We start from the raw sequence: 23,622 nt of genomic DNA, 5'->3' as shown, positions 1-23,622 counted from the left end.
TTATACAATAAAATTTATCGTTTATCTTTACTATCCTTCTTCATTCTTTCACTTACAACATCCATAAAGTAATATCCACTAATTAGCACATAGTAAAATAAAAGTATCCCTAGTATATCTTTCATACTCGTATATTCTTTTTTCTGAAACAAGATAGGTGAAAGAGAGAAAACGAGAAAGAAGATTAATGGATATAAGATAAAATAGTAAGTAGGATTGCCTCTCATCATATCAACTCCTCTACCCTATGTTTCTCTGTAAATTGTTGTAATTCCTTTTCTTTCGTTTCTATAGCTTTTAGAAAGATTTGTAGATGAACCAAGGAAAAGATGCCCTCTATTAAAATAAAAAAGCACCAAAAAGGTGCTTTTTTTACGCTTCAACCGATTGATTTTCAGCAACATTTTTAAATTGTCGTTTGTGCATCAAAGTTAAGGAGGCGATTGTTCCAAGTGATAATACAACGATAAAGATCATGAGCATTCCTATGTTTTGCCACATGAAGTCAAAGTCTCCACTTGATACGACTGCTTTTAATCCTGATACAGAGTATGTCATCGGTAACCAAGCATGAAATGGTTGTAAAAACTTCGGAATCAACTCTAGTGGGAATGTTCCGGCACTTGTTGTAAGCTGAATAATTAATGTGATAATGGCGATGAAACGCCCTGCATCACCGAATGCTGTTACTAAACATTGAATTAATGCGATAAATGCTAAACTTGTAATGATGCTAAAGAGTATGAAGTATGGAATGCTTTGTACTTCTACACCTAATCCGAATAGTAATATGACATCTGCTACTATCGCTTGAATAATACCGACTGATAGTAACACGCCGAACTTACTAATAAACCAACTAAATCCTGATTTCGGAACGCCAACTGTATCACGTAATGGATATACAATTGATAATAGTAATGCCCCAACGAATAAACCGAGTGATAAGAAATACGGCGTAAATCCAGTTCCGTAGTTAGGAACTTCCGCCATTTTCTCTGTCTTCACTTTTACAGGACTTGCAAACATATCATACGTTTTATCTGTCCCTTTTACTTCCCCAGTTTTCTCTGCCCCTTCACCAAGTTTCTCAGCAAGTTCACCTGAACCATCGTTTACTTTCACTAGTCCATCAGTTACTTTTCCTGATCCGTCTGCTAGTTTATTTACGCCGTCGATTAGCTGGGTTGAGCCAGTTGATAATGTGCCTAAGCCTGTTGTTACTTGACCGGAGCCATCTGCTAATTGATTTACTCCACCTGCCATTTGATTTGCTCCTACAGATAATGTACCTAAACCGCCTGTTACTTTGCTTGAGCCATCCGCTAATTGATTTACTCCTGCAGATAATGTTCCTAAACCATCTGTTACTTTGCTTGAGCCATCTGCTAATTGATTTACTCCTGCAGATAATTGACCTAATCCAGCTGTTACTTTTCCAGAGCCGCTTTGTAATTGCGTTACTCCATCAATTAATTGAACTGATCCATCTTTTAATTTATCAGCACCTATTTTTGCATTATCTAATCCCTCACCAAATCCATGAAACTTACTAACAAATTCATTTTGTGCGTTCGTTAGTTTCTCAACACCACCTGCCAGAGCTTTCATCCCTGCTGGATTTGGTAATTTATTTTGCAACCCATTTGTTGTTTGATGTATTTCGCCCTTTAATTGTTTTACTTCTTCATTTAGTTTATTTGTTCCACCTGCTACTCCGGCAGCCTTTTGCTGAACTGTCGCTGTACTTTTTACAGCACTTGTTATGAACGGTTGTAACTGCTCTTGATATTCTTTTGGTAAACTTTCAATTTGCTTTTGTAAATTCGCTACATCTTGTGCTGCAGTTTTAGCATCTCCTGCTGTTGATTGCGTAAGTTCATTTAACTGATTTATATTCGCCCCAGCTCCATCTATTTTTTCATTTACTGTATTCAATATAGAAGGAACTTTCGACTGCATTTCCTCTAAGCCTGCAGCAGACTTTTGTACGTTACTATTTAAATCTTGCAATCCCTTTTGAATTTCTTGAGACCCTTTTTCTAATTGACTTCGCCCTTCAACAAGTTTTCCCATACCATTTGATAGATCAGTTGTTTCTGTTTTTAAATCACCGGATTTACTTACTAATTTGTTCAAACCACCGGTCACTTTCTCAGATCCATCACGCAATTCACCCGTTTTGCTATTTAACGTATTTAAACCTGCTGTTACTTTTCCGGAGCCATCTACTAATTTTCCGATACCTGCATTGCTATTTAATACATGTAAACCATCTGTTACTTTTCCTGATCCATCTACTAATTTCCCGATACCTATTTGCATTTCACCGTTTTTGCTATTTAACGTATTTAAACCTGCTGTCACTTTCCCAGATCCATCAAATAGTTTCCCAACTCCATCCTTCATCTCCCCAGATTTCCCTTGAAGTGTATGAAGGCCATCCGTCACTTTACTTGAACCATCATGCAATTCACTTGATCCGTCATGTAGTTCATTTGCCCCTTCCGCTCCATCTGCTAATCCTTTTGAGACGTCTTTAATAGAATCAAACATTTTCTCTGCATATGTTTTCGTTAACGTGCTTGATACTTCAGTTTTAATCTTTTCAATAGCTGTTCCTCCAATTTGTGAAGATAAGAAGTTTAAGCTTTCGTTTGGAATGTACTCTAAGTTTAATGGCTTTGGATTGTCTTTTAGTAACGTTGTAGCGTTACTTGAGAAGTCATCTGGAATGCGCACTAACATGTAATACTTTCTACCTTCCATTCCTTTCTTTGCTTCTTTTTCACTTACGAACTCCCATTTAAAACTTTTATTATCTTTTAAATTATCAACGAGCCCTTTTCCGACCTCAATTGGTTTCCCATCAAATACTGCGCCTTTATCTAAATTGACTACTGCAACTGGTAAGTCATCTAACTGTTTATACGGATCCCAAAAGGCCCACAAAAACATCCCTGCATATAAAATCGGTACGAATAAGACCGCAATAATTGGAATTAATATTTTTTTACTTTTTATAATTTCCGTGAACTCTTTCCGAAGTAACTGATTCCCTTTCATAATTTCTCCCCCTTTTATAAATGACCAAAATGTTCATATAGTCATTTTCACCCAAACAAAAAGGATATACTTGTTCATACATATGCCTTATCCCCGAACTTATTACTATGCAACTTTTTCTCATTATGATTATAATTTTTCTATAAACCTTCCTCAAATTAAATATATGACCGTATTGTTCATTTGGTCATTTTTTTATAAAATTAAAAGGATTATCTTAGTTTGACAATCCTTTTAGTAAATAAAGTTCAAATAACTCTGCAATTTTTTCTTTTTCTAGCGGTTCATGATTTTTTTCCCAATCAAAAATAAGCGATACATATAGACGAAGCATAATAAATGCTGTAATTTCTGGATCACATTTGCTAATTTCACCTTTTTCAATCGCAATCTTTAAATACGATTGAATAACAGAAACGATTTCCACATCAACTTGTTGCATAACTTCTTGTACTTCTTTCGTTCCCATATCGCGCTCTTCTTGAATTAATTTAATCATGAGCTGATGTTCTTTTCTAAATTCCAAGATGCTATATAATGCTCTATGTACATTTTCAAAAAATGAAACATCTGAACGAATTGCATTTTCTGCAACTTGCTTCATTTCTGTAATTAAATTAGAAATAATTTCACCAAATAGCTCTTCTTTATTTTTGAAAAAAGTATAAATCGTTCCTTTTCCTACATTCGCTAACTTCGCTACTTGATCCATCGTTGTTGCTTTATAACCGAACGCTGAAAAAGACTTTGTTGCAGCTTCAATAATAGAACGTTTTCGATCTATCGCCACATTGTCACCTCCAAAAATGACCAATTGGATAATATAGTCAATCAGTACATCTTTGATATTACCACACGCTTACATTCTATACAAGTTCTCTTTTTATTATTTCCAGTATAAAAGATTTCAGTCAAGTTATATCATACTGTCCATAGTGTATCAAAAAGTATACTTGTATGGAAAGCTAGAATATATTCATAATAATTGCTGGCTAGATCCCACTAGAAATTTAATAAAATAGACAGTGTTCTTAAAACTAAAAGTTTAAGAACACTGTCTATTATTTTGACATAGAAATTAATATTTTCTCCATTTCTTTCTTAGTTAGCTCATCATCGATTATCTCTTCGTATATCTTTGTATCTCTTGTAAAAATATCATTCACTATGACAACCTGATACTCACTATTCTTTCCTTGTTCTGGTACAAACATTTTGAGCCCTTTTAACTTATCCTCTCCATGAGAAGATTTATTATAGACCATTCCTTTCCCGTCTAAATTATAACTTTCTAGATTCTCTTCTCCAGGCATCATGTAGTGAAGTGGATCCTTATTACCACCTGCATAAATCCTTGATTGGTAAATTGTAAAACCATATTTTCCATTTGTATATTCTGATTTAACAACTAATTCTACATCTCTTCCAAAATATGAGTCAGCCCATTCCCTCTTTAATTCATAACCTTCAGGTATATAAGTCGGCTGCTTAATTTGATACGGTACATGTTCTTTCGCTTCTTCTATAGTATATGTTAAAGACTTCTCCACCCTTTCCGAAAGTGGAACTAATTTCTTCTCAATACTAGCTAATCTTTCTTGATCAGCTTTATTCAAACGTTCACGTTTAAATTCCTTTGTATCTCTATCATAATTCTCAGGTACTTTTTTATTAACCATTGCTTTTTTATGAATTTCTTTAGCTTCTTTAAATAATTGAACATACTGCTCAAATTCTTCTTTTGTAAAATTCTTTTCTGCCAAATACAAAAAATCTGTATCCCTTTTATATGACTTTATTGACATACCCCATTCTCTACTTGCATTCTCTGGTGTACCTAATACTGTTTCTATCGCTTTTTCAAAAGCTGCTTTAGATTGCTTTTTTTCTACAACCTTTTCTTCCTGTCTTTCATCTCCCTCAGTTATCTTTGCATTTAATAAAAATCCGCCTGCTATAGCTGCTATCGCAATAATCCCAAGTAAAGAAAGACGATACGATTTCTTTTGGAATTTTTTAATCATAACGATTCTCCTTTTTAGTGTTCGTTTATTTCTACTTAAATTTGCTAGGCTTGGTACTTGATAGGAATAATGTTCTAAAAGGGTAATAATTGTATGACCGTATGCAATTTGTTCCTCTTTATCTATAAAAGTAAGTGCATATGCATCACATGCCAATTCTTGATCTTCTCGCATACAAAAATAGGCGTACCAAAGAATTGGATTGAACCAATTTAATAGGATTAAACTGTACATAATCCAATTTACAGCTACATCTTTTCTCTTAATATGAGCTAACTCATGGTAAAAGACATATTGTAATTGTTGCTCATTTAATACTTTCATATGTTTTTTTGATAGTAATACTTTTGGGCGGAAGAAACTAAACACAGTTGGACTTGCAATTTTTCCTGCTAAACGTAAGGAAACTGCCTTCTTCACTTTCATAGACTGCTTACAGCGATCAAACACTGTAATGACCTGTTCATCCGTAATATCCGGTTGTTTCTTTATGTACGAATATAACCGTCTATTTGTAAGAAACGTGATGGCTGCTAATATGATTACCCCAGCTAGCCACACATACAAAGCAAGTTTGTATAAAGAAAATGTAGTCTGTTTTTCCGAACTGACTTCTACTTCCGGTTCGCTAGTTTTTGTCACCATTTTAGGATTTGATTCCAATTCCACTTTACGGTCGCTTTCTATGTTCACTATATTCTCAGTAGCCGGCATATTTTTTGGAATAACTTCCGATACACTAGAACTATAGGAAAGTAATGAGTAAATGCTATAAGAGCTATCTGGCGACCATGGTAAAAGGAGTCTTATCATTAATACGATCCACAACATATATTGCCACCGGGGTGTTAATTTATTTCTAAATAGAACTTTTATACATAAAATAAATCCAACTAATATGCTGGCCATAAGTGACGTTTCTATAAGCCAATCAAAAAAATGAGGAAGATATACATTTATAAGCGTGTCTATCATTTTTATCGATCCTTCCTCTTATTCTCCTCTGTCTTCTCATCTAAAATGCGTTTTAATTCATTAATATCTTCTGAAGACAATTTTTCCTCTTTTAAAAAATTAACAAGTAACGGCTTAAACGCTGCACCGCAAAAACGCTTTAGTAAAGATTTCGTTTCCACTTGCAAATAATTATCTTGTGATACTAACGGATAATAAGCATACATTCGCCCTTTATCTTGATGGTAAGAAACGGCTTCCTTTTGTACTAATCGATTAATTAATGTGCGGATTGTTTTCGGTTTCCAGTCCATTGCATCTTCCAGTTCTTCTATAATTTCATTCGCTGTTTGTGGAGAATTCGACCAAAGTACTTTCATAATTTCTAATTCCGCTTCAGATATTTTAGGTAATTGATTTGTCATCGTATGTTTCACTCCTAAGTATTACATTTGTAATCTACAATTAAGATTACAAATGTAATACTTAATTGTCAACCATATTTTAGAAAAATTAATTTCAGCTAAACCTTACTTCACAACAACAAAATTCCTCTTTTTCAAATAATCAAATAAAAAAACAAGAAAATCTTTACAATTAATAGTAATATAGAAAATAGACAAGTTTATCAAAATAGTGGAGGCTTTTTCAGTCATGATGCGTGCGCTTCGTTTAAATATAAAGCAAGCTTTTTGTAATCGTGTTTCTTTAATTATTATGTTCAGTGGATTTGTTCTTATTTGTATTTATCATTATTATTATGTAATTCGTTATTTAGGAGACGCTGCGAATGGACCTATATCGACGGATATTAAATGGATTGGATTTCGTGGTAATGAGATGGATGTTTATTTATTATTAATGCCAGTTATTGCGAGTCTTCCCTTTAGTACAAGTTATAACTCGGATAAGTCCGATGGTTTTAAACCGTTTGTCAGTAAAGAAATTTCTTTATTTTCTTATTCAGTAACGAAATATATCGTTACATTTTGTTGCGGCGGACTTCTTTATACATTTCCATTCATCTTATCATTATTATTTTGCAAATTAACCATTCCAGACGGAGTACCAACGGCTGGTTCAGGCATTATAAATGATAACGGGATGTTCGCAAACTTATATGAAACTTCTCCCATCACTTACATTGCTGTATATATCGGAATTAATTTTTTATTTGCAGGTTTGATGGCTCTTTTAGGACTTGCTGCATCTGCATGGTCCCAAAAGGACTATATGGCGCTTCTATTTCCATTTGCAACTACCTCTATTCCTTACGTCCTGCTAAATACGGTACTCCCTACAATAGGCGGAGCACCTATTCATTTATATGATCCAAGGCAGCCGCTGCATGGCATGTCGCCATATATTTTGACAATACAATGTACCTTCTTCCTCCTCGTTAGCTTAATCATGTATATACAAGGAGTAAAACGTGATAGAAAAAAATATAGAAGAAGGTTGCAAAGAAGAGAGCGGTGTAGAAAGGCGTTTCAAGTATAATAAAACCCTAATTTCCTTACTATATTGGAAATTAGGGTTTTATTTACTATTCACTTACGGTGTACCAGCCAATCCCCATAAAATAACAACCGCTACAAAATAAATCGCTTTAATCGCTACTACTAAACATAATGAAACAATTGCATATTTACTTAATTCTCTTCTTGCACCTATTAAAGTAAAAATAACCGCCAAACTAAATGTTATATAAGAAGCTGTTATATTAATTAAGTTATACGTAATATCTAGATTGCTTGTAAGTCCTGTTACATCAGCTACGAACTGAAGCATGACGATCGTACTAAAAAAAATTGCAAGCTGATTCATTAACTTTCCATTTATTTGTAACTGCATTGATGTCCCCCTTCAAAAAAACTAAATATTCAACCAATTTTATCATTAGATTACAAAAAAAGGAATCATCTCTTTATACTATTCTATAACAATGAAAAAAAAGAACGCTTAGTCACCTAAGCGTTCCTTTCTTTAAGAAGCTTTCTTCAAATCAATTTGAGCAAGTACTGGGTCATGGTCGCTTACACGTCCGTGCTCTTTCATTATGTTTGAGTTTAAGTGCACTGGATCTACAATTGTGTGCGATGCGATGTTGTTTGTTACTAAAATATGATCTAACACTTGTGCATTTCCTTCGTGAATGTAAGTGTAACGATTCTCTTTCGGCACTGTGTTTAACATATCTTTTAAGATTGTTCCCTCTAGTGCTTTTAGTGGTTTAGAGAACTCGAAATCGTTCATATCACCTAACACGACAACTGGTGCATTCGTATTCTTTTTCTGAATTCCTTGCACGAAATGATTTACTTCTTGTGCTAACTGAATTCGTTTGTCTTCACTTTTTAATACGAGCGGCTGCACTTTTCCAAATGGCGTTGCATCTCCTAGTTTTGAGTTTAAGTGATTTGCAACGACAACAATGTTTTGTCCTTGGAACGTAAATTCTGCCGCTAACGGTTTACGTGTACTTTCAAATAATGGATTTTCGTCTCCAATACGAACAACATTTTTATCAAGTAACTTTGGTACCGTCGCTAATTTCACGCGTGATGGATTATAGAAGAAGCCGACGCGAATATTCGCTCCTGGTGCTCCTCCGTCTTGATTATTGTTTGGAGCGATTTCTACATACTCATACTTCGGTCCACGAATTTCTAGAACTGCATCAATGATACGTTTTGCGCTTAATGACGCATCTGTTGTACCGTCATTAATTGATCCGTTATTATCTTGCATTTCCTCTACACCGATAATATCTGGCATTTTTAAGTTGTATTTAATAGAATACGCTAACGCTTTTACCTTTTCATCTGTTGTTTCTTTTTTATTCGCTGAGAAGTTTTCAATGTTATATGTAGCAACCGTTAACTTATCAAGACGTGGCTGAATATTTGCGCCTACTTGCTTAAATCCACCATCCACTACAGCTGGCAGTTCTGTTATTGGCGAAATACGGAAAGAACCGTAATCATATCCTACTACCCCTGTTATATCTCCAGTGAAAGTATCTCCTACTTTTGCTACATAATCGCGAGGTACTTTTACAGAAAGACGCTCTGGGTTTAATTGATTTTCATCTAATAGAGGTGTCCCATATTGTGTTACTATTTTATCTCCACCATTTTTTACTGTTACATATAAATTCCCGTTTTTCTGAGGTGTAATAATTTTTGGTGTTGGCATCGTAACACGCATACCTTCTATACTTTCATAGAAGTCGATTGCATCTTCATTTGGATCAAATAAACCAAATGCATCATTATCAATAATCTGGTCCGGGATTTTCACACCGTTTTCTCCAAGTACAATCGGTGCTGGTAAAGTTTGATTTTTTGCGATTACAGCAACGCGACTCGCCTTAATTTCTGTCGTCGTTAAGTCTGTTTCAAATCGCTCTGCATATCCTGGTCCAACATATTCTTCTACTACTCCATCAACTTGAATAAGATCTCCTACTGCTACATTCGCATCTTTTTTATATACGTAAATACCTTCTGAAGTAGCTGGATCATTATCCGGCTGATTATCTTCTATATAAAAGCCGTTTTTATCAAGCGCTGTGACAACGCCTTCCACATTGTTTACTTTCTTCCCGTTGTAAGGTGAAATATGTGATTTTCCTTGAATGTCATGAATACGAACCTGTTCATTATTTACGATAATAAATGAAAATGTCGAAATTGCTGAAGAAGTAAGCCCTTCTTTTTCCGCGATTGCTTTCACTACACTATTTTCATTCATTACAATTTGTACATTATAACGAACACTTTTATTAGTAGGATTAGAGCCATCTAACGTATAGTAGATTGTTGCCCCTTCTGTATTCGTCGTTAATGTTACCGCTGTTCCTTTAGCAACTTCTCCGCCGTTCGGTGAAGCTACTACGTCGCTAACACGGTTTTGTCCTTCACCTTGAAACTTATAAGCTGTTACTGATTTTAGACCTGGGTTACTAAAATATAATTCAAGAGTCCCAGTCAAACTAACTTTCTTCCCGATATTTTCAGGGTGATCTTTTACATTCACTGCCGTTCTCACATCACCTTTTGGCAACTGAACGGGCATGATTTTGTCTGGATTCGTTTCGTTTGGCGAATCTGCAATTGCTACGTTTGTATCATCAAACTTAGCTGGATCCTTCGTATATTTAGAAGAACTTTGCGTATATCCGACAATATAGCCTTCCACAATCCCCTTCGTTTTCCCTTGCTGCTTAAATACTTGAATTGCTTTTTCTACTGACATAGAAGCAGTTTCTTCTGCTTGCGCTAAAGTTCCAGTAAATGAAAGCAATAGCAAGAATGATAAAAAGACACTTAACAATTTCTTCACAGCCATTTTCCTCTCTCTATTTCATATTTTCTCAGCATTTCTATCATAACAAATGATTCGTTATATAGAACTATTTTTCGACAAATTTTACAAAAGATTTATTTAATTTACAAGCTTTCAAACTATAATACAAAATAATAATTTTACACCTTCTACAAATGCACTCTATAATGTTAGAGAAAGAAAACAGAAAATATTGACATTTGATCGGGATGTAAAATGGATTCATTTGAATAGGAGTGATTGAATGGAAGTGCAAACAGAAACATACCGCGCAGCTATGAATGGAACATTAGAACGTCATTTTTCAGATATGATTGCTGTTATACCAACTAGAATTACAATTGAGCAGTTAAAACAACGACTAGAAACTATCGCTACTAAAGTTGATGAGTTAAAAATTGTTTATAGTGATGAGACAAGCCTTATTGTTGAATTACATATGGGTGAAACAGTCATACCGTATGAACTGCATATTGATGAGGCGAACGACCCAGAAGAATATAAAATGTACAATAGACAAGATTCTACAATTGTAGATCGTAATTTTGAAGATGCGGCTTTCGGCACTGAAATTTTCACTCGTACGCTATTTGTAGGCGATGTACTGGACTGCTTTTTCCAGCAGTTACAGTTTTTATGGAATCTCGCCCCAGATTTGTTATTTGTAATCGATTCAAGTGCAGCAATGAAAGTGATATCTAGAAGCTATATTGAATATCACATTGAAAATGAATTATTACCTGACATTCCTGACTTGTACGTTATTCATTCTGTTTATGAAGACGATAAAGACGGTGAGCCTACGCAATATTGGTTTCATACACATGGTCTTTTAAGAGCAGGCGTAACTGAAATAGAGTTAATTATTCCAAATCGCATTTCTTCCTACTACGGCATTGGTGATCTCTTTCAAACATTTGCTAATAATTCCGTTGAGAATGGACAAGTCCCTCTGAATGAGCCTATCGTTATCGCGCATAGTCAGCAAGGTTCTATACATACAGTCGCTGTTCCGTGGGAAAAAGGATTATCTTATATAGGGCATAAAACGAGTATGGACCAATTATCTTCAATCGAGGATGAAGAAGTGAAACTACAACCAATAGATGCACAAAATACATTCTTAGGCGGAATGGATGCCCGAGATGAATACCATCAATCTCCATCCGTTCTCTTATTCAAATTTAATACTTCAGAAGAATATATTGAAAGTTTTTTCAAAGAACACGAGGAAGCTACAGGGCTCATGTTCTATAAAACAAATAGTGAAACCGATCGTATGGCTTACAATGCGAAAAATACTTTCGGGTATTTCAGCAACATTTTTCACATTGAACAATCAAATGAAGATTTTCGTTTCCTTGCTAAGTTTGGTGTCTCCTACGAAGAAGGAAAAAGTGAACATATGTGGTTTGAAATGCAAAACATTACGGAAGATTTCATTCAAGGAATACTCATTAATGAACCATATTTTATAGAAGATATGAGTGAAGGAAATAGTTATCATTTAGATTTTGATAACTTAACAGAGTGGGTTATTTATGCAGGAGATGCTGTTATAAAGCCAAATACCTTATATATGTTTATTGGCGAATAAGTATTTTATATAATAAACGAAACGCCTTCAATATGATTGAAGGCGTTTCTTATAATTTATTGTGCGATTAATTCAGCATCTATTACTTTCTCCAAATGAGATAATACACGCTTTGAAGCTTCCTCACCTTGATTAATACAATCTGGAAGTCCAGCACCAGCATAGGAGCTACCTGCCAAGTATATACCAGGCAACTCTTTCTCCATAAATGTTGTGAGCTTTTTCATTCGCTCGTTATGGCCTACTGTATATTGAGGCATCGCTTCTTTCCAGCGACTTACGATTGTAAACTCTGGATCCTCTGTAATATCCATCGTCTTTCTTAAATCTTCTAGTACGAGCTGAACGAGCTCTTCTTCAGTTTGTTCTACAACCGCTTCATCACCAGCACGTCCAACGTAACAGCGAAGGAGTGTTTTTCCTTCTGGCGTTGTATGTGGCCATTTTTTATGCGTCCACGTACATGCTGTAATCGTGTAATCGCTATTTCGTGATACGACAAATCCTGTACCATTAATATCGCGCTGGATTGCGGACTTTTGGAAAGCAAGTGCGACATTGGCAACGGATGTGGATGGAATATTACGGAAGAAACGAAACTGCTTGTACTGAGCAAACATGGACGGCAATACTTTATGCGAAGTTGCCACTACGATGGCGTCCGCTTCTATTTCTTTTCCGTTACTAAGAGTAATCGTATAACCATCACCCTGTTTTGCAATTTTTTCAATGCGAGTTCCCTTTATTATCGTACCTTCATGCATCTTTACTTCGAGAGATTTTACGATAGATTCTAAACCTGTTTTCACTGTTTGGAACATTCCCTTTTTCGGTTCAGCTTTCTCTTCTTTCGGAGCGAGCGTACGCATACCGAGTGAAATACTGCGATGTTTCTGCTCAATTTGATACATTTGCGGGAATGTTGACATTAAGCTCATTTCATCAATATCCCCTGCATAAATACCCGATAGTAACGGTTCTATTAAGTTTTCAACCACTTCGTTTCCAAGACGATGTCTGAAAAATTGTCCGAGTGATTGGTCAGATACTGGCTTTGACCTCGGCATTAATAGATCAAAGCCAGCTCTTAGTTTACCAATTGGGGAGAACAGCCCGGAAAATAGAAACGGCGTAATTTGCGTTGGAATTCCCATCACTGATCCATTCGGCATTTTATGTAACCGATTGTTTACAAGGATAAATGATTGACCGGCTTGATTATTTACAAGTTCATCGCCGAGACCTAATTCTTTCACTAATCTAGCTGCACTTTCTTTTCGTGCTAAGAAAGAATCCGGTCCGCGCTCAATTGTAAATCCATCTTTTCGAACGGTTTGAATTTTTCCGCCAAGTTTACCCGATGCTTCTATAAGTAATGTATCAATCGGCAAGTTTTTTTCATGAATATTTTTTTGTAAGTTATACATTGCTGTTAATCCAGTGATGCCTCCGCCGACGATCACAACTTTTTTCCTCAAGCAGGCTCCCCCTTTCTTCTTACAGTACAGATTCTTTTTTCTTTAATACAACATCTGTTAAACAATCAATAAATGCGTCCGATGCATTTGGCATTTCTGGACGATAATATTTCGCACCAATTTCATCCGTTACAACTTTACACTCAAAGTCGTTGTCATATAAAACTTCTAAATGTTCCGCAACAAATCCAACTGGTGCATATACGAATGAAGTATAACCGTGCTTTTCATTTAGTTCTCTCGTTAAATCTTGTACATCTGGACCAATCCAAGGATCTGGTGTGTTTCCTGCACTTTGCCAGCCTACTGCATAGTTTGCTACTTCAGCTCCGCGCGCGATATAGTCCGCTGTTTCATTTAATTGATCTGGATATGGATCGCCCATTGCAATAATTTTCTCTGGTAAGCTATGTGCAGATACGATTAATACTGCTTTTTCACGCTCTGCATCTGACATACCGTTATATATACCCTTCACTGCATCGACCCAGTACTGGATGAATTTCGGCTCTTTATACCAGCTATCAATGCCATGAATTGTTAAGTTTCCAAGTTTCTCAGCTTCTTCTTGTGCTCGTCCAACGTATGATTTCACGCTAAACGTAGAATAGTGAGGTGCAAGAACAAGTGCGATTGCATCTTGTATTCCGTCGTTATGCATATCTTTCACCGCATCTTCAATAAACGGTTCAATATGTTTTAAGCCAAGATACATATGGTACTCTACTTCATCTTGTACTTCATTTAAACGCTTCTCTAACTTCTTAGCTTGCTCTAATGTAATAGTAGCTAAAGGAGAAATACCACCAATTGCACGGTAACGCTCTGTTAAATCTTCCAGCATTTCAGGACTTGGCTTTCTTCCTCTACGAATATGTGTATAGTAACGTTCAATATCTTCTTCTTTATATGGCGTTCCGTATGCCATTACAAGCAAACCAATTTTCTTTTTCATACAGCAATTCTCCTTTACTTCGCTAACTGCCCTTTAGAGTATTCATGAATAAATGTAGTTAAACGTTTTAATGTATCCGGATTTACTTCTGGGAATACACCGTGACCTAAGTTAAAGATATAACCCGGCTGTTTCATCCCTTGATCTAAAATACCTTTTACATGTTCTTCAATAACAGACCATGGTGCAAGTAAGAATGAAGGGTCCATATTACCTTGTACCGCCTTATGAACGCCACGTGCACGTGCTTCTTCAATCGGTAAGCGCCAGTCTAAGCCGACTACATCAAGCGGTAAGTCGTGCCACTCATTCACTAAGTGTGCAGCTCCTACGCCGTGCATAATCATCGGTACACCCATCTTACGAACTTCTGCAAAAATACGCTCCATTGCTGGTTTAATAAATACGCGATAATCTGCTACATTTACTGTTCCAACCCAAGAATCGAAAATTTGAACTGCTTTTGCTCCTGCTTTAATTTGCGCTTTTAAATATGTAATAACCATATCTGCTAGTTTATCCATTAAAGCGAACCAAGCTTTTGGCTCTGCATACATGAACGCTTTCGTATTATGGTAGTTACGAGATGGACCGCCTTCAATCATATAGCTCGCTAATGTAAATGGAGCTCCTGAAAAACCGATTAACGGTACGTCTAACATTTCTGTCGTTAATAAACGAATTGTATCTAGTATGTACGGTACGTCATCTTCTGGATTGATTTCCCCTAGTTTTTCTACGTCTTGTAAAGAACGGATTGGATTATCGATAACTGGGCCAATACCTGATTTAATTTCTACGTCCACACCAATTGCAGGTAGTGGTGACATAATATCTTTATAAAGAATTGCTGCATCTACGTTATATTGATCAACCGGCAATTTTGTAACGTAAGCACATAACTCTGGATTGTGTGTAATTTCAAATAAAGAATACTTTTCTTTAATCTTTCTATATTCCGGCTGTGAACGACCTGCTTGACGCATATACCATGCTGGTACATAATCGGTACGTTCCCCCCTACATGCTTTTAAAAATGTCTCATTTATAGTTCTTACCAAGACCCTTGCTCCCTTCCTTACCAATGCTTCGAATACGTTCGATATTTATCTTTTTTTACTATACAGCTTGTAAAAACAAAATGCATAATATTATGTACGTTGTTCATTAAATTGACACAAACACTCTTAAAAACGCTTACTATTTTCACAACATTCTTATTATAACACAGAGAAAAACTATGGTTTAGCTACTTTCGACTTTTCTCCTTCACGATTCGTTTGTGTATTATATGGTACAACGTAAAAGCTCGGTTTTGAAAATATGTTAACGAACTTTTCCTCATATTCTCCAGCACCGTTTACAGTGCTAACATGCGTATGAATTCCATTCTCCACTCTATAGATTCGGTACATAATTCTGTTATCTGGAAGTGGCGTCCAGCTTAATTTTGCTTTAAATAAACCGAAAGGGCTAAATGATAGTTTCATTTTTACATCTTCAATTCTTCGCAGCCGAATCGGAGCACCGATTGTTTCCACACCTTCAGGCTTCATAAACTTCTCTTTATGCTCTACATTAGCCTTCGTTAAAATTTTCTTAAATAATTTTGTCGCAGATGCACTTTCTCCTTGCAACTGATGCTCCTTATCCGTGCGGTCATAACCAATCCAAACAGCGCCTACTAAGTTCGGTGTATAGCCGACGAACCACATATCTCTTGCTCCCTTATCGTCATTTGGCAATGAAGTTGTACCTGTTTTCCCAGCTAACGCACCGTTATATACACCAACTCTCGCTGTTCCTTCCTTCACAACTCCTTCTAACATTTTCGTCATATACCATGCTGTCTGCTTCGAGAAGATTTTCGTCTCTACTTTTGGAGATTCCCCAATGACTGCACCGTGTCTATTTAATACTTTATCAATAACGTGTGGCTCGATAATATTTCCATTTGCTAAAAATGAACGATACATTTTTACAAGATCAAATGTTGAAACGCCATTTTTCAATCCGCCAAGCGCTGTACTTAAACCAGCATCTGCAATATGGACATTTCCTTTTTCTAAATACTGCTTTCCTTCTTCTACCCCTAACTCATTTAATAAAGAAACTGCTGGTACGTTTGCCGACTCTAAAATCGCATCATACATCGTCATTTCTTTTGAATACTCATGATTATAATTTCGAGGTTCATACCCTTCAAAAGAATTTCTTTCATTTGTTAATAAAGAATACGGATTATACTTTTTCGTTTCTAGTGCTGGTGCATAAACGATAAGTGGTTTTAAAACAGATCCAGGCTGCCTTTTGGCAAAAACACGATTAAATCCTCTCGGGACGTACTTTCTTCCCCCAATCGCCGCTTTAATCCCTCCCGTACGATTATCCATTAATAAAAATGCACCTTGCGCCCCCTCTTCTTTCCCAGGGAAATTCCTTACATCTTGAAACTGGTTATATGCTACCTTTTGAATCTTTTCATCCATAGGTACGACAAACGTATATCCTCCGCGAAGTACTTCTTGATGAGACAATCCATATAAACGAGCGGCTTCATCTATGACCATATCAATATACGGCATATATGCAAGCTCATTCTCATCTAAGTTTTTATAAAGAGCAATTGTCTTTCCTTGATAGCGAACGCTTTCTTCGGCAGTCAAATAGCCTTGTTTATGCATAAGTGACAACACGAGATCGCGGCGTTCCTTACTCTTCTCTGCAGAGTAGTACGGTGAATATCCGTTTGGTGAATTCGGAAGGCCTGCAAGCATTGCCCCTTCCTCTACCGTTAAATCCTCAACATTTTTATTAAAATACAATTTTGCTGCCGCTTGAATACCGTAAGCCCCATGACCAAAATAAATATGATTCATATACATTTCAAGAATTTGTTGCTTCGTATATTTTTGCTCTAATTGAAGAGAAATTGCGACTTCCTTCAATTTGCGCGTAAATGTTTTTTCACGAGTTAAAAAGACATTTTTAGCGAGTTGCTGCGTAATGGTACTACCGCCCTCTACCTTTTCTCCAGCTAACGTATCTTTATAAAGAGCCCGGAATATAGACGGATAATCAATTCCTTGATGCTCATAAAAACGAGAATCTTCCACCGCAACAAACGCCTGTTGCACATACTTCGGAATTTGCTCGATCGGTACGAGGTCTCTATTTTCTACGTATAATTTCGTAATTTCTTTCCCTTTCTGGTCAACGATACGTGATGAAGAGTGGAAAACGAGCTGCTTTTCATCCATCATATAGCCACCAGCTAACACGATAAGTTTATAGAGTACAATCGCTGCTACGAACATTGCGACGCCGCCTAATAAAGTCCACTTTACTTTCTTCATACATCGTCCTTCTTTCCAAATGATGGTACATTTATTATTTGAAAAAGAAGTATCTTTATGTATATAATCTTCGAAGTTTTTTAAGAGAGTTGATATAATAGAAACAAACTATTAAGGGGGCATTAAAATGAAGGCGATTATTTCATACGAAACACCTCTAGAACAAGCACATTTCACTGCAAAAAATGATGAAAAAAATATGTTTTATAAAGAAAATACAGAAGAATCTGTAGAAGGTTCACTTCAGTATGACGTACTAGATGCTGTCGGCGAATTTAAAGGACAACCTGGCTATATCGTTTGTAACAACATTTCTGTCACAGACGAAGGTCGCCCAGTATTTGAAAACCGCTTTAAAAACCGCGCAGGCCTTATTGAAAACGAACCAGGATTCCAAGCGATCCGTGTTTTACGCCCATTAAGTAACGATACATATGTCATCTTAACGATGTGGGAAACAGAGCAAAACTTTAAAGACTGGACAGAATCACGTTCATTCGAAAATGCTCATAAAAAACGTCCCACACAAGCAGAAGGACAAGCTCCAACGCATCCACATGCGGAACAGCAAAAGAGTATTTTCTCTCGTCCTTCTTTTGTGACTACTTTTGATGTATTAGTTTAATTAAAAAGTAATACAACACTAGCAGTACGTGAAATTATATTAACGATTTTTCGAATATATCTATCACATCTTGAAATATATCAACGATTCGACTAAAGATATCCATTTAATAACAAAAAGGAAACACCATTACACACCGGTGTTTCCTTTTTCTTTGTACCAATTATATATACGAAGTGTGTCCTCTTTTCGCATGTGCTTCACTTTATAACGATACCCCGCTACCGATACGACAGCTGTACATAACTCGTCTTTCTTTTGAAAATACGATTGATTGTACCCCACTGCTTGAACATGTCTTCTACGCATGATTCCTGTATATTTCGCAAGACCTCTGTATACCATTGTTAATTGGTTTTCTTTCATCATATAACCGCCGCTAGTATAACGAGCGTATGCGAGTATTGTAAATGCGATACATAGCGGGATAAGAGTGAACAATGCAATATACTGTTTAAAATATATACTTGCACCGGCAATTGGCACAGCGAGCACAGCACTTGTAATCCAGCCCATGATGATGTAACGGCGCAATGCCGCTTTCGGTAAATGAACGATTTCCTCCTCCATTTCATACGGCAACTGTAAATATGCGAGTAACTGCTGCACATTTTTTTTCTTCATAAAAGGATGTAGCATCACTTCATTCCCAGCGGATTCTATACTTTGAATGACTTCTACTTCGACAGAACAATACCCGATAGGCTGGCGAAGTATTCCTTCTTTCACAGTAATTGCTTGAATGCGGTGTAATTTTAACACAAACTCTTTCTTATCAAATAACCCTTGTACGATTCGAATTTCATTTCCGTTTCGCTCAATTTTAAAGTTTGCATATTTTAACGCATAGCCCGCTGTTGAAATAACCCAAGAAATTGCCATTAAAATTGCGGCCATAACGATTAATTCATATACACCGTTATCCATCACATACGCTTCCACTTTATTGATGAGCCATTCTGGTAGAAATTGATTAAACTCTGTGTAAAGGATTACTAACATAGAAAACACTAATCCAAATCTACCAGATGTAATAGATGCGAATAAAATTTCTTTCGCTGTTAACTGATAAACTGTCTTACTACCTTCTCCCGCAGGCACCTCTTCAGCCACAACGCTTCTTTCTTTATGTAATAAAGCAATTAGTCCCTTCGCTTCATCTTCTTTAATACCAGCTAACATCACTTCTGGCTCACTACCGCCGCCTGCAACTTCTATATTTAATTTTGTGAGTCCAAGTATTTGATAAATGATGTTAGAAGATGTACTAACATTTTGCACACGTTCTTTATTTAAGTAGCTTTCTTTCTTAACAAACACACCATGCTTTATATGTAAAATATTATTTTCAACCCAATACACCTTGAAATACCATTTTATAGCTGAGAAAATAGCCATAATAAATAATAAGGCCAAGAGAACAAGATGAAATAAATACCAAGGTTCCACTTCACCATCTGAGCGAAATAGAACAAGCAAAATAAAAGGCAACAAACTCGCAACCCTAATACCTAACAATATCGTGATCGGATGTTGCCTCTTATACATCCTCATCACTCACTTTCGCAAGTTCTCCAATTTGTCTTTTCAGCTGTTCTGCTTCTTCTTTCGTTAAACCTGGAATACTATGAGACGTTGCGGCTGTTGAAATGTGTAATTCTGCTAAATTATACTTTCTCATAATCGGACCTTGCTCAATCGTTACGTGCTGCACACGGATCATCGGAATAAGTACGCGTTTTACAACGAACATTCCCTTTTGAATCTCAATCTCTTCTTCATTTAATCTGTAACTATAATAGCGCTGACGTAAATTTGGAAACACAAAATAATCAAGTGGAATAAATATAATGGCTCCTGTTACTAATAGTCCAAACAACCAGCCCCACCAGTTAAAGTTAATCATAAAAAAGAAATACGTAATTACGACTGTTAGTATAACTGCCGCCCCAATTAAAGCGTGAATCCTCCACACTTTCAGCATATTAGAATGAATCTCCCTTTCTAACGGCTGCATCTCATCACTCCAATTCTATGAATTTATTACTTATATATTATCAAAAAATAAGGTTTTATATACAATTTTGTAAATTTATAGTCAAATAAAAATAGTTGAATCAAAAGCATGTTAAAAAACATACCTCAGTTTTTAAAATTACATATTATAAATATGAATTATATTGAACCAAATAAACCCTGCATGATTCATGCAAGGTTTATCGTTTTATACACAATATATTTCATTATTGTTGAGATATACTAGCATCGCTTTCAATTCGCTTTTCTTTTTGGCTCAGTTTTTTATCTTTAGATTTTTTTAATGTTAAAGTCATGCCAATAAAAATAAAAAGAATTCCTGTTATTTGCATTAAAGTTGGACGGAATCCAGTAAGTACAGTATCTAATAATATTGCCACTGCCGGATCTAAAAAAACTAATATTGAGATTGTTTTTGTAGATAAATGGCGTAAACTATCAAAAAACAGATAATACACTATCCCTGTGTGAATAAAACCAGTAGCTATAATATATGTCCAATTACTTTGAGTGAGGCCACTAAAAGCATCTAAATCTATAAACGGTATTAAAAGAAATATCCCCAAGAATGTTTGTAAAAATGTCATTGCATACGCACTCATTTTGTTAATCCCTTTACCAAATAAAGTTGTAAATGCATAAAAGAGTGCTGCAAGAAATCCCCATATCATACCTGAAGACATTAATGAACCGAAAGAGAAGCTTCCATCGATACCAGCAATTAATAAAGCTCCCACAAAACACACAATTATTGAAATGATAGATATTAATGTTAATTTTTCTTTAAAGACGATACTTCCAATTAACAGTACAATTACTGGTGCAAGATGATAAACTGAGATAGCAATTGTAACTGACATATTTTCAAAGGCTTTAAATAAGAAAACCCAATTAAATACTAAGAAAAAACCACATATTAAAACTTGAATAACTTCTTTTCGTTCCCATTTATCTTGTTTATATTGCCCTGTAAGCAACCAACATACACTTAAAAATATTGTCGCAAAAATACACCTTACAAACACTAATTCAAACGAAGGTAAGTTTGTTTGAACAGAAAAAAATCCAACTGATCCAAAGATAACCATTGATGCTATCATCTTTAAGGCCGGTACCGTTTTCTCTTGCTTAAAACTTTTTTGAAGCAAATTAATCCCCCTCCAATAAAAACTCGGTTTATAGTGAGAAAAACACCAGCCTAAAAAAGGACAGGTGCTTTTCCTCAAAAACACTCAATTACAAATTTTTCCCTGCAGTCCAACCACCATCAATTACAAAATTAGAACCAGTAATAAAGCGGGCCTGATCAGAAATCAAGTACTCAATACATGAAACAATATCCTGCGGCAATCCCCAAGTATCTAAAGATTGATTACTTTTTATCATAGACATCAAGGCTTTATTACTAAAGTATTCTTCTGTAAGTTCAGTTCTAATAACACCGGGAGAAATGCTATTTACTCTTATATTTTGCTTCCCAAATTCCATAGCCATCTGTTTAGTCAATCCGATTAAGGCATGCTTTGATGCCACATAAGCAGCTCGCTCTGGTTCAGCCATTAATCCAGAAACCGATGCTATATTCACAATACAACCTTTTATTTTCGATTCACACCATCGCTTAGCTACTTCCCTAGAAAGGATAAATGGGGCTACTAAATTTACATCAATTACTTTTTTAAACATATCATCGGATAAATGTAAAACAGGTGTTATCTCTCGAATACCAGCTGCATTTATTAATATATCAGGAGAAAGCTTTTCTAAATCTAATTGAGTAAAAAGATTATGAATCGCTTCGCTATTACTTAAATCAATTTGCACTACTTTCAAAGGCATATCTGTTTTCATATAATCTATTAAGTTATTATTATTAATATCAAGAGCTATTACATGAAATGATTTTTCTAAAAAGTATTTTATACAAGCATGACCTATACCGCTATTGGCTCCAGAAATCATAATTATTTTATTCTCTCTCATTTTGTCTCCTTATAAGAAAATGTTACTAATAAAATATCACGAAAAGCCTCCGTACTACATTCTGTTCCAAGTGGCGTTACGGCATGGAAGACCTTTTGTCCAAATACTAAAGTTTCTAACGGCTCCTTCAAACTTATAAACTGATTAATTTCCCGAGGAGAATTAACTATTAAATTATCTCCACCAATAGCTGTATTACTTAAATTCATAAGGTGTAAAAACACTACTGGTTCATCATCTTTATGTAACCAAATAGGTGAACTAAAAGATGGTCTTTCTTTAGTAGCTTTATATCTTACTTGATGTAAACCTATAATTAAGTCTTTACTTGTATCTATTATATTTGTTTTAAATGCAAATTCAGTATCGAAACGCACCATATTTTGAATTAAAGGATTACATAAAAAGCTATCATTTATGCTATTAAACTGTCTAACTTTCCCGCCATCATCATAGTTATATTCTTTAGATTGGAAGTAATCATTACTATTATCTAAAATATAATCTGGTGAATCAACATACTTTATATACCTTGAATAAGATCTAGCACGGCATTCACCGTACGCATCATCTTCCAAATTATAATAATCTAACTGTGCTTGTGTTAATAAGCGATGATTCTCTTCCTCTTGTAAAAAGATTTCATTTGAGATTTCAAGAAACCCTTTAGATTCAAATTCATGTACCTTTTCTTCTATGCTAAAGCCACTCATTTTACTAAGAACAAACGTCATTATAAAAACCTCCACACTATTGTATTTTTCTTTCTCACCCTATGTTAGAAATGCAATAAGTAACCGAGATTCTTGCTTAATAAAATTAAAAATTATGATATTCAATTAATACACCAAATGAAATATATGTAATCCATTAAAACTATTTCTTAAGCCATATTATATATCCTTTTGGACATTATTTCTAATTATCTGAAGATTTATCAACATTAGTCTTAATATTCGGAACTAAAGAAATAACTTTTTCAGGAAGATAAAACTGCGAGTATTGCAATTATTTATGTATATAACTTTTTTTAAAATTATATTTTAAATATAGCTAGTTTTTTATAATTTTTTTGATATAATTACATACGGGAAACGGGAAGAATTTTGTCTTCCCATGTGTTTTTATTTGCATCTAGTTCTTTTGCTAGATGCTTTTTTTATGCTAAAAAAGGTATCCTCAAATACTTTGAGGATA

At 35.3% G+C, this 23,622-nt stretch carries 19 protein-coding genes; 3 read left to right on the top strand and 16 right to left on the bottom strand.

Annotated features, from left to right (window positions below; genetic code table 11):
• Positions 1 to 14: 14 nt before the first annotated feature.
• The 5 genes from ACQRBL_RS05205 to ACQRBL_RS05185 form a co-directional block, all read right to left on the bottom strand.
• The gene (locus ACQRBL_RS05205) at positions 15 to 230 is read right to left on the bottom strand and encodes a hypothetical protein (protein ID WP_071731576.1); all 216 of its coding nucleotides are present in this window, start codon (positions 228 to 230) and stop codon (positions 15 to 17) included.
• Between the two features lie 142 nt (positions 231 to 372).
• Entirely contained in the window at positions 373 to 3,066 is a 2,694-nt protein-coding gene (locus ACQRBL_RS05200) for a YhgE/Pip family protein (RefSeq protein ID WP_411996267.1), read from the bottom strand.
• A gap of 217 nt (positions 3,067 to 3,283) precedes the next feature.
• Entirely contained in the window at positions 3,284 to 3,856 is a 573-nt protein-coding gene (locus ACQRBL_RS05195; protein WP_000963378.1) for a TetR/AcrR family transcriptional regulator, read from the bottom strand.
• 271 nt (positions 3,857 to 4,127) lie between these two features.
• Complete coding sequence (locus tag ACQRBL_RS05190; RefSeq protein WP_015055096.1) at positions 4,128 to 6,065, bottom strand: M56 family metallopeptidase; 1,938 nt, start codon at positions 6,063 to 6,065, stop codon at positions 4,128 to 4,130.
• Between the two features lie 2 nt (positions 6,066 to 6,067).
• A complete protein-coding gene (locus ACQRBL_RS05185; RefSeq protein ID WP_000184503.1) occupies positions 6,068 to 6,469 on the bottom strand; it encodes a BlaI/MecI/CopY family transcriptional regulator in 402 nt (133 codons plus the stop codon).
• Between the two features lie 229 nt (positions 6,470 to 6,698).
• Between ACQRBL_RS05185 and ACQRBL_RS05180 the strand changes: the two genes are divergently transcribed.
• Entirely contained in the window at positions 6,699 to 7,544 is an 846-nt protein-coding gene (locus tag ACQRBL_RS05180) for a hypothetical protein (RefSeq protein ID WP_023521388.1), read from the top strand.
• 54 nt (positions 7,545 to 7,598) lie between these two features.
• Here the strand turns inward: ACQRBL_RS05180 and ACQRBL_RS05175 are convergent, their stop codons facing one another.
• Together ACQRBL_RS05175 and ACQRBL_RS05170 are read right to left on the bottom strand one after the other, a co-directional pair.
• Positions 7,599 to 7,898 carry a hypothetical protein gene (locus tag ACQRBL_RS05175; RefSeq protein ID WP_023521387.1) on the bottom strand — a complete coding sequence of 100 codons (300 nt, stop codon included), beginning with the start codon at positions 7,896 to 7,898 and terminating at the stop codon, positions 7,599 to 7,601.
• Positions 7,899 to 8,030: 132 nt separating this feature from the next.
• Positions 8,031 to 10,397, bottom strand: a complete 2,367-nt coding sequence (locus ACQRBL_RS05170; RefSeq protein WP_411996266.1) for a DUF6359 domain-containing protein — start codon at positions 10,395 to 10,397, stop codon at positions 8,031 to 8,033.
• A gap of 241 nt (positions 10,398 to 10,638) precedes the next feature.
• Here ACQRBL_RS05170 and ACQRBL_RS05165 point away from each other — a divergent pair, with 241 nt between their 5' ends.
• Complete coding sequence (locus ACQRBL_RS05165; RefSeq protein WP_411996265.1) at positions 10,639 to 11,991, top strand: DUF4026 domain-containing protein; 1,353 nt, start codon at positions 10,639 to 10,641, stop codon at positions 11,989 to 11,991.
• A gap of 56 nt (positions 11,992 to 12,047) precedes the next feature.
• Here the strand turns inward: ACQRBL_RS05165 and hemY are convergent, their stop codons facing one another.
• The 4 genes from hemY to ACQRBL_RS05145 form a co-directional block, all read right to left on the bottom strand.
• The gene (hemY, locus tag ACQRBL_RS05160; protein WP_411996264.1) at positions 12,048 to 13,469 is read right to left on the bottom strand and encodes a protoporphyrinogen oxidase; all 1,422 of its coding nucleotides are present in this window, start codon (positions 13,467 to 13,469) and stop codon (positions 12,048 to 12,050) included.
• Positions 13,470 to 13,488: 19 nt separating this feature from the next.
• Positions 13,489 to 14,424 carry a ferrochelatase gene (hemH, locus tag ACQRBL_RS05155; protein ID WP_000726775.1) on the bottom strand — a complete coding sequence of 312 codons (936 nt, stop codon included), beginning with the start codon at positions 14,422 to 14,424 and terminating at the stop codon, positions 13,489 to 13,491.
• Positions 14,425 to 14,438: 14 nt separating this feature from the next.
• On the bottom strand, positions 14,439 to 15,485 hold the full coding sequence (hemE, locus tag ACQRBL_RS05150; protein ID WP_065482486.1) for a uroporphyrinogen decarboxylase: 1,047 nt from the start codon (positions 15,483 to 15,485) through the stop codon (positions 14,439 to 14,441).
• Between the two features lie 177 nt (positions 15,486 to 15,662).
• Positions 15,663 to 17,780 carry a transglycosylase domain-containing protein gene (locus ACQRBL_RS05145; RefSeq protein ID WP_411996263.1) on the bottom strand — a complete coding sequence of 706 codons (2,118 nt, stop codon included), beginning with the start codon at positions 17,778 to 17,780 and terminating at the stop codon, positions 15,663 to 15,665.
• Between the two features lie 127 nt (positions 17,781 to 17,907).
• On the opposite strand from ACQRBL_RS05145, the gene hmoB reads away from it, so the two are divergent.
• The gene (gene hmoB / locus ACQRBL_RS05140; RefSeq protein WP_095691270.1) at positions 17,908 to 18,405 is read left to right on the top strand and encodes a heme-degrading monooxygenase HmoB; all 498 of its coding nucleotides are present in this window, start codon (positions 17,908 to 17,910) and stop codon (positions 18,403 to 18,405) included.
• A 129-nt stretch (positions 18,406 to 18,534) separates the two neighbouring features.
• Here the strand turns inward: hmoB and ACQRBL_RS05135 are convergent, their stop codons facing one another.
• The 5 genes from ACQRBL_RS05135 to ACQRBL_RS05115 form a co-directional block, all read right to left on the bottom strand.
• Entirely contained in the window at positions 18,535 to 19,953 is a 1,419-nt protein-coding gene (locus ACQRBL_RS05135) for a PH domain-containing protein (RefSeq protein WP_065482478.1), read from the bottom strand.
• Entirely contained in the window at positions 19,946 to 20,422 is a 477-nt protein-coding gene (locus ACQRBL_RS05130) for a PH domain-containing protein (RefSeq protein ID WP_097919878.1), read from the bottom strand. The genes ACQRBL_RS05135 and ACQRBL_RS05130 overlap by 8 nt, the downstream gene beginning before the upstream one ends.
• 226 nt (positions 20,423 to 20,648) lie before the next feature.
• Complete coding sequence (locus ACQRBL_RS05125; RefSeq protein WP_065482472.1) at positions 20,649 to 21,590, bottom strand: DMT family transporter; 942 nt, start codon at positions 21,588 to 21,590, stop codon at positions 20,649 to 20,651.
• Positions 21,591 to 21,678: 88 nt separating this feature from the next.
• Entirely contained in the window at positions 21,679 to 22,425 is a 747-nt protein-coding gene (locus ACQRBL_RS05120; RefSeq protein WP_001208940.1) for an SDR family NAD(P)-dependent oxidoreductase, read from the bottom strand.
• Positions 22,422 to 23,159 (bottom strand): 2OG-Fe dioxygenase family protein, encoded by a 738-nt coding sequence (locus ACQRBL_RS05115; protein ID WP_411996262.1) that lies wholly within the window; start codon positions 23,157 to 23,159, stop codon positions 22,422 to 22,424. Before ACQRBL_RS05115 ends, ACQRBL_RS05120 begins: the two co-directional genes overlap by 4 nt.
• Positions 23,160 to 23,622 lie beyond the last annotated feature (463 nt).

The organism is Bacillus sp. AF62, from assembly GCF_050312695.1.
Lineage (GTDB): Bacteria > Bacillota > Bacilli > Bacillales > Bacillaceae_G > Bacillus_A > Bacillus_A cereus.
The sequence above is the reverse complement of the archived record's forward strand: the minus strand, read 5'-3'. Positions and strand labels throughout refer to the sequence as shown.

Bases quoted from the DNA above. Each gene is read 5' to 3' on its own strand.
- ACQRBL_RS05185 (WP_000184503.1), bottom strand. From the start codon at position 6,469: ATGACAAATCAATTACCTAAAATATCTGAAGCGGAATTAGAAATTATG.
- ACQRBL_RS05115 (WP_411996262.1), bottom strand. From the start codon at position 23,159: ATGACGTTTGTTCTTAGTAAAATGAGTGGCTTTAGCATAGAAGAAAAG.
- hemH (WP_000726775.1), bottom strand. From the start codon at position 14,424: ATGAAAAAGAAAATTGGTTTGCTTGTAATGGCATACGGAACGCCATAT.
- ACQRBL_RS05135 (WP_065482478.1), bottom strand. From the start codon at position 19,953: ATGTATAAGAGGCAACATCCGATCACGATATTGTTAGGTATTAGGGTT.
- ACQRBL_RS05170 (WP_411996266.1), bottom strand. From the start codon at position 10,397: ATGGCTGTGAAGAAATTGTTAAGTGTCTTTTTATCATTCTTGCTATTG.
- ACQRBL_RS05120 (WP_001208940.1), bottom strand. From the start codon at position 22,425: ATGAGAGAGAATAAAATAATTATGATTTCTGGAGCCAATAGCGGTATA.
- ACQRBL_RS05200 (WP_411996267.1), bottom strand. From the start codon at position 3,066: ATGAAAGGGAATCAGTTACTTCGGAAAGAGTTCACGGAAATTATAAAA.
- ACQRBL_RS05180 (WP_023521388.1), top strand. From the start codon at position 6,699: ATGATGCGTGCGCTTCGTTTAAATATAAAGCAAGCTTTTTGTAATCGT.
- ACQRBL_RS05205 (WP_071731576.1), bottom strand. From the start codon at position 230: ATGATGAGAGGCAATCCTACTTACTATTTTATCTTATATCCATTAATC.
- ACQRBL_RS05190 (WP_015055096.1), bottom strand. From the start codon at position 6,065: ATGATAGACACGCTTATAAATGTATATCTTCCTCATTTTTTTGATTGG.
- ACQRBL_RS05145 (WP_411996263.1), bottom strand. From the start codon at position 17,780: ATGAAGAAAGTAAAGTGGACTTTATTAGGCGGCGTCGCAATGTTCGTA.
- ACQRBL_RS05165 (WP_411996265.1), top strand. From the start codon at position 10,639: ATGGAAGTGCAAACAGAAACATACCGCGCAGCTATGAATGGAACATTA.
- hmoB (WP_095691270.1), top strand. From the start codon at position 17,908: ATGAAGGCGATTATTTCATACGAAACACCTCTAGAACAAGCACATTTC.
- ACQRBL_RS05175 (WP_023521387.1), bottom strand. From the start codon at position 7,898: ATGCAGTTACAAATAAATGGAAAGTTAATGAATCAGCTTGCAATTTTT.
- ACQRBL_RS05130 (WP_097919878.1), bottom strand. From the start codon at position 20,422: ATGCAGCCGTTAGAAAGGGAGATTCATTCTAATATGCTGAAAGTGTGG.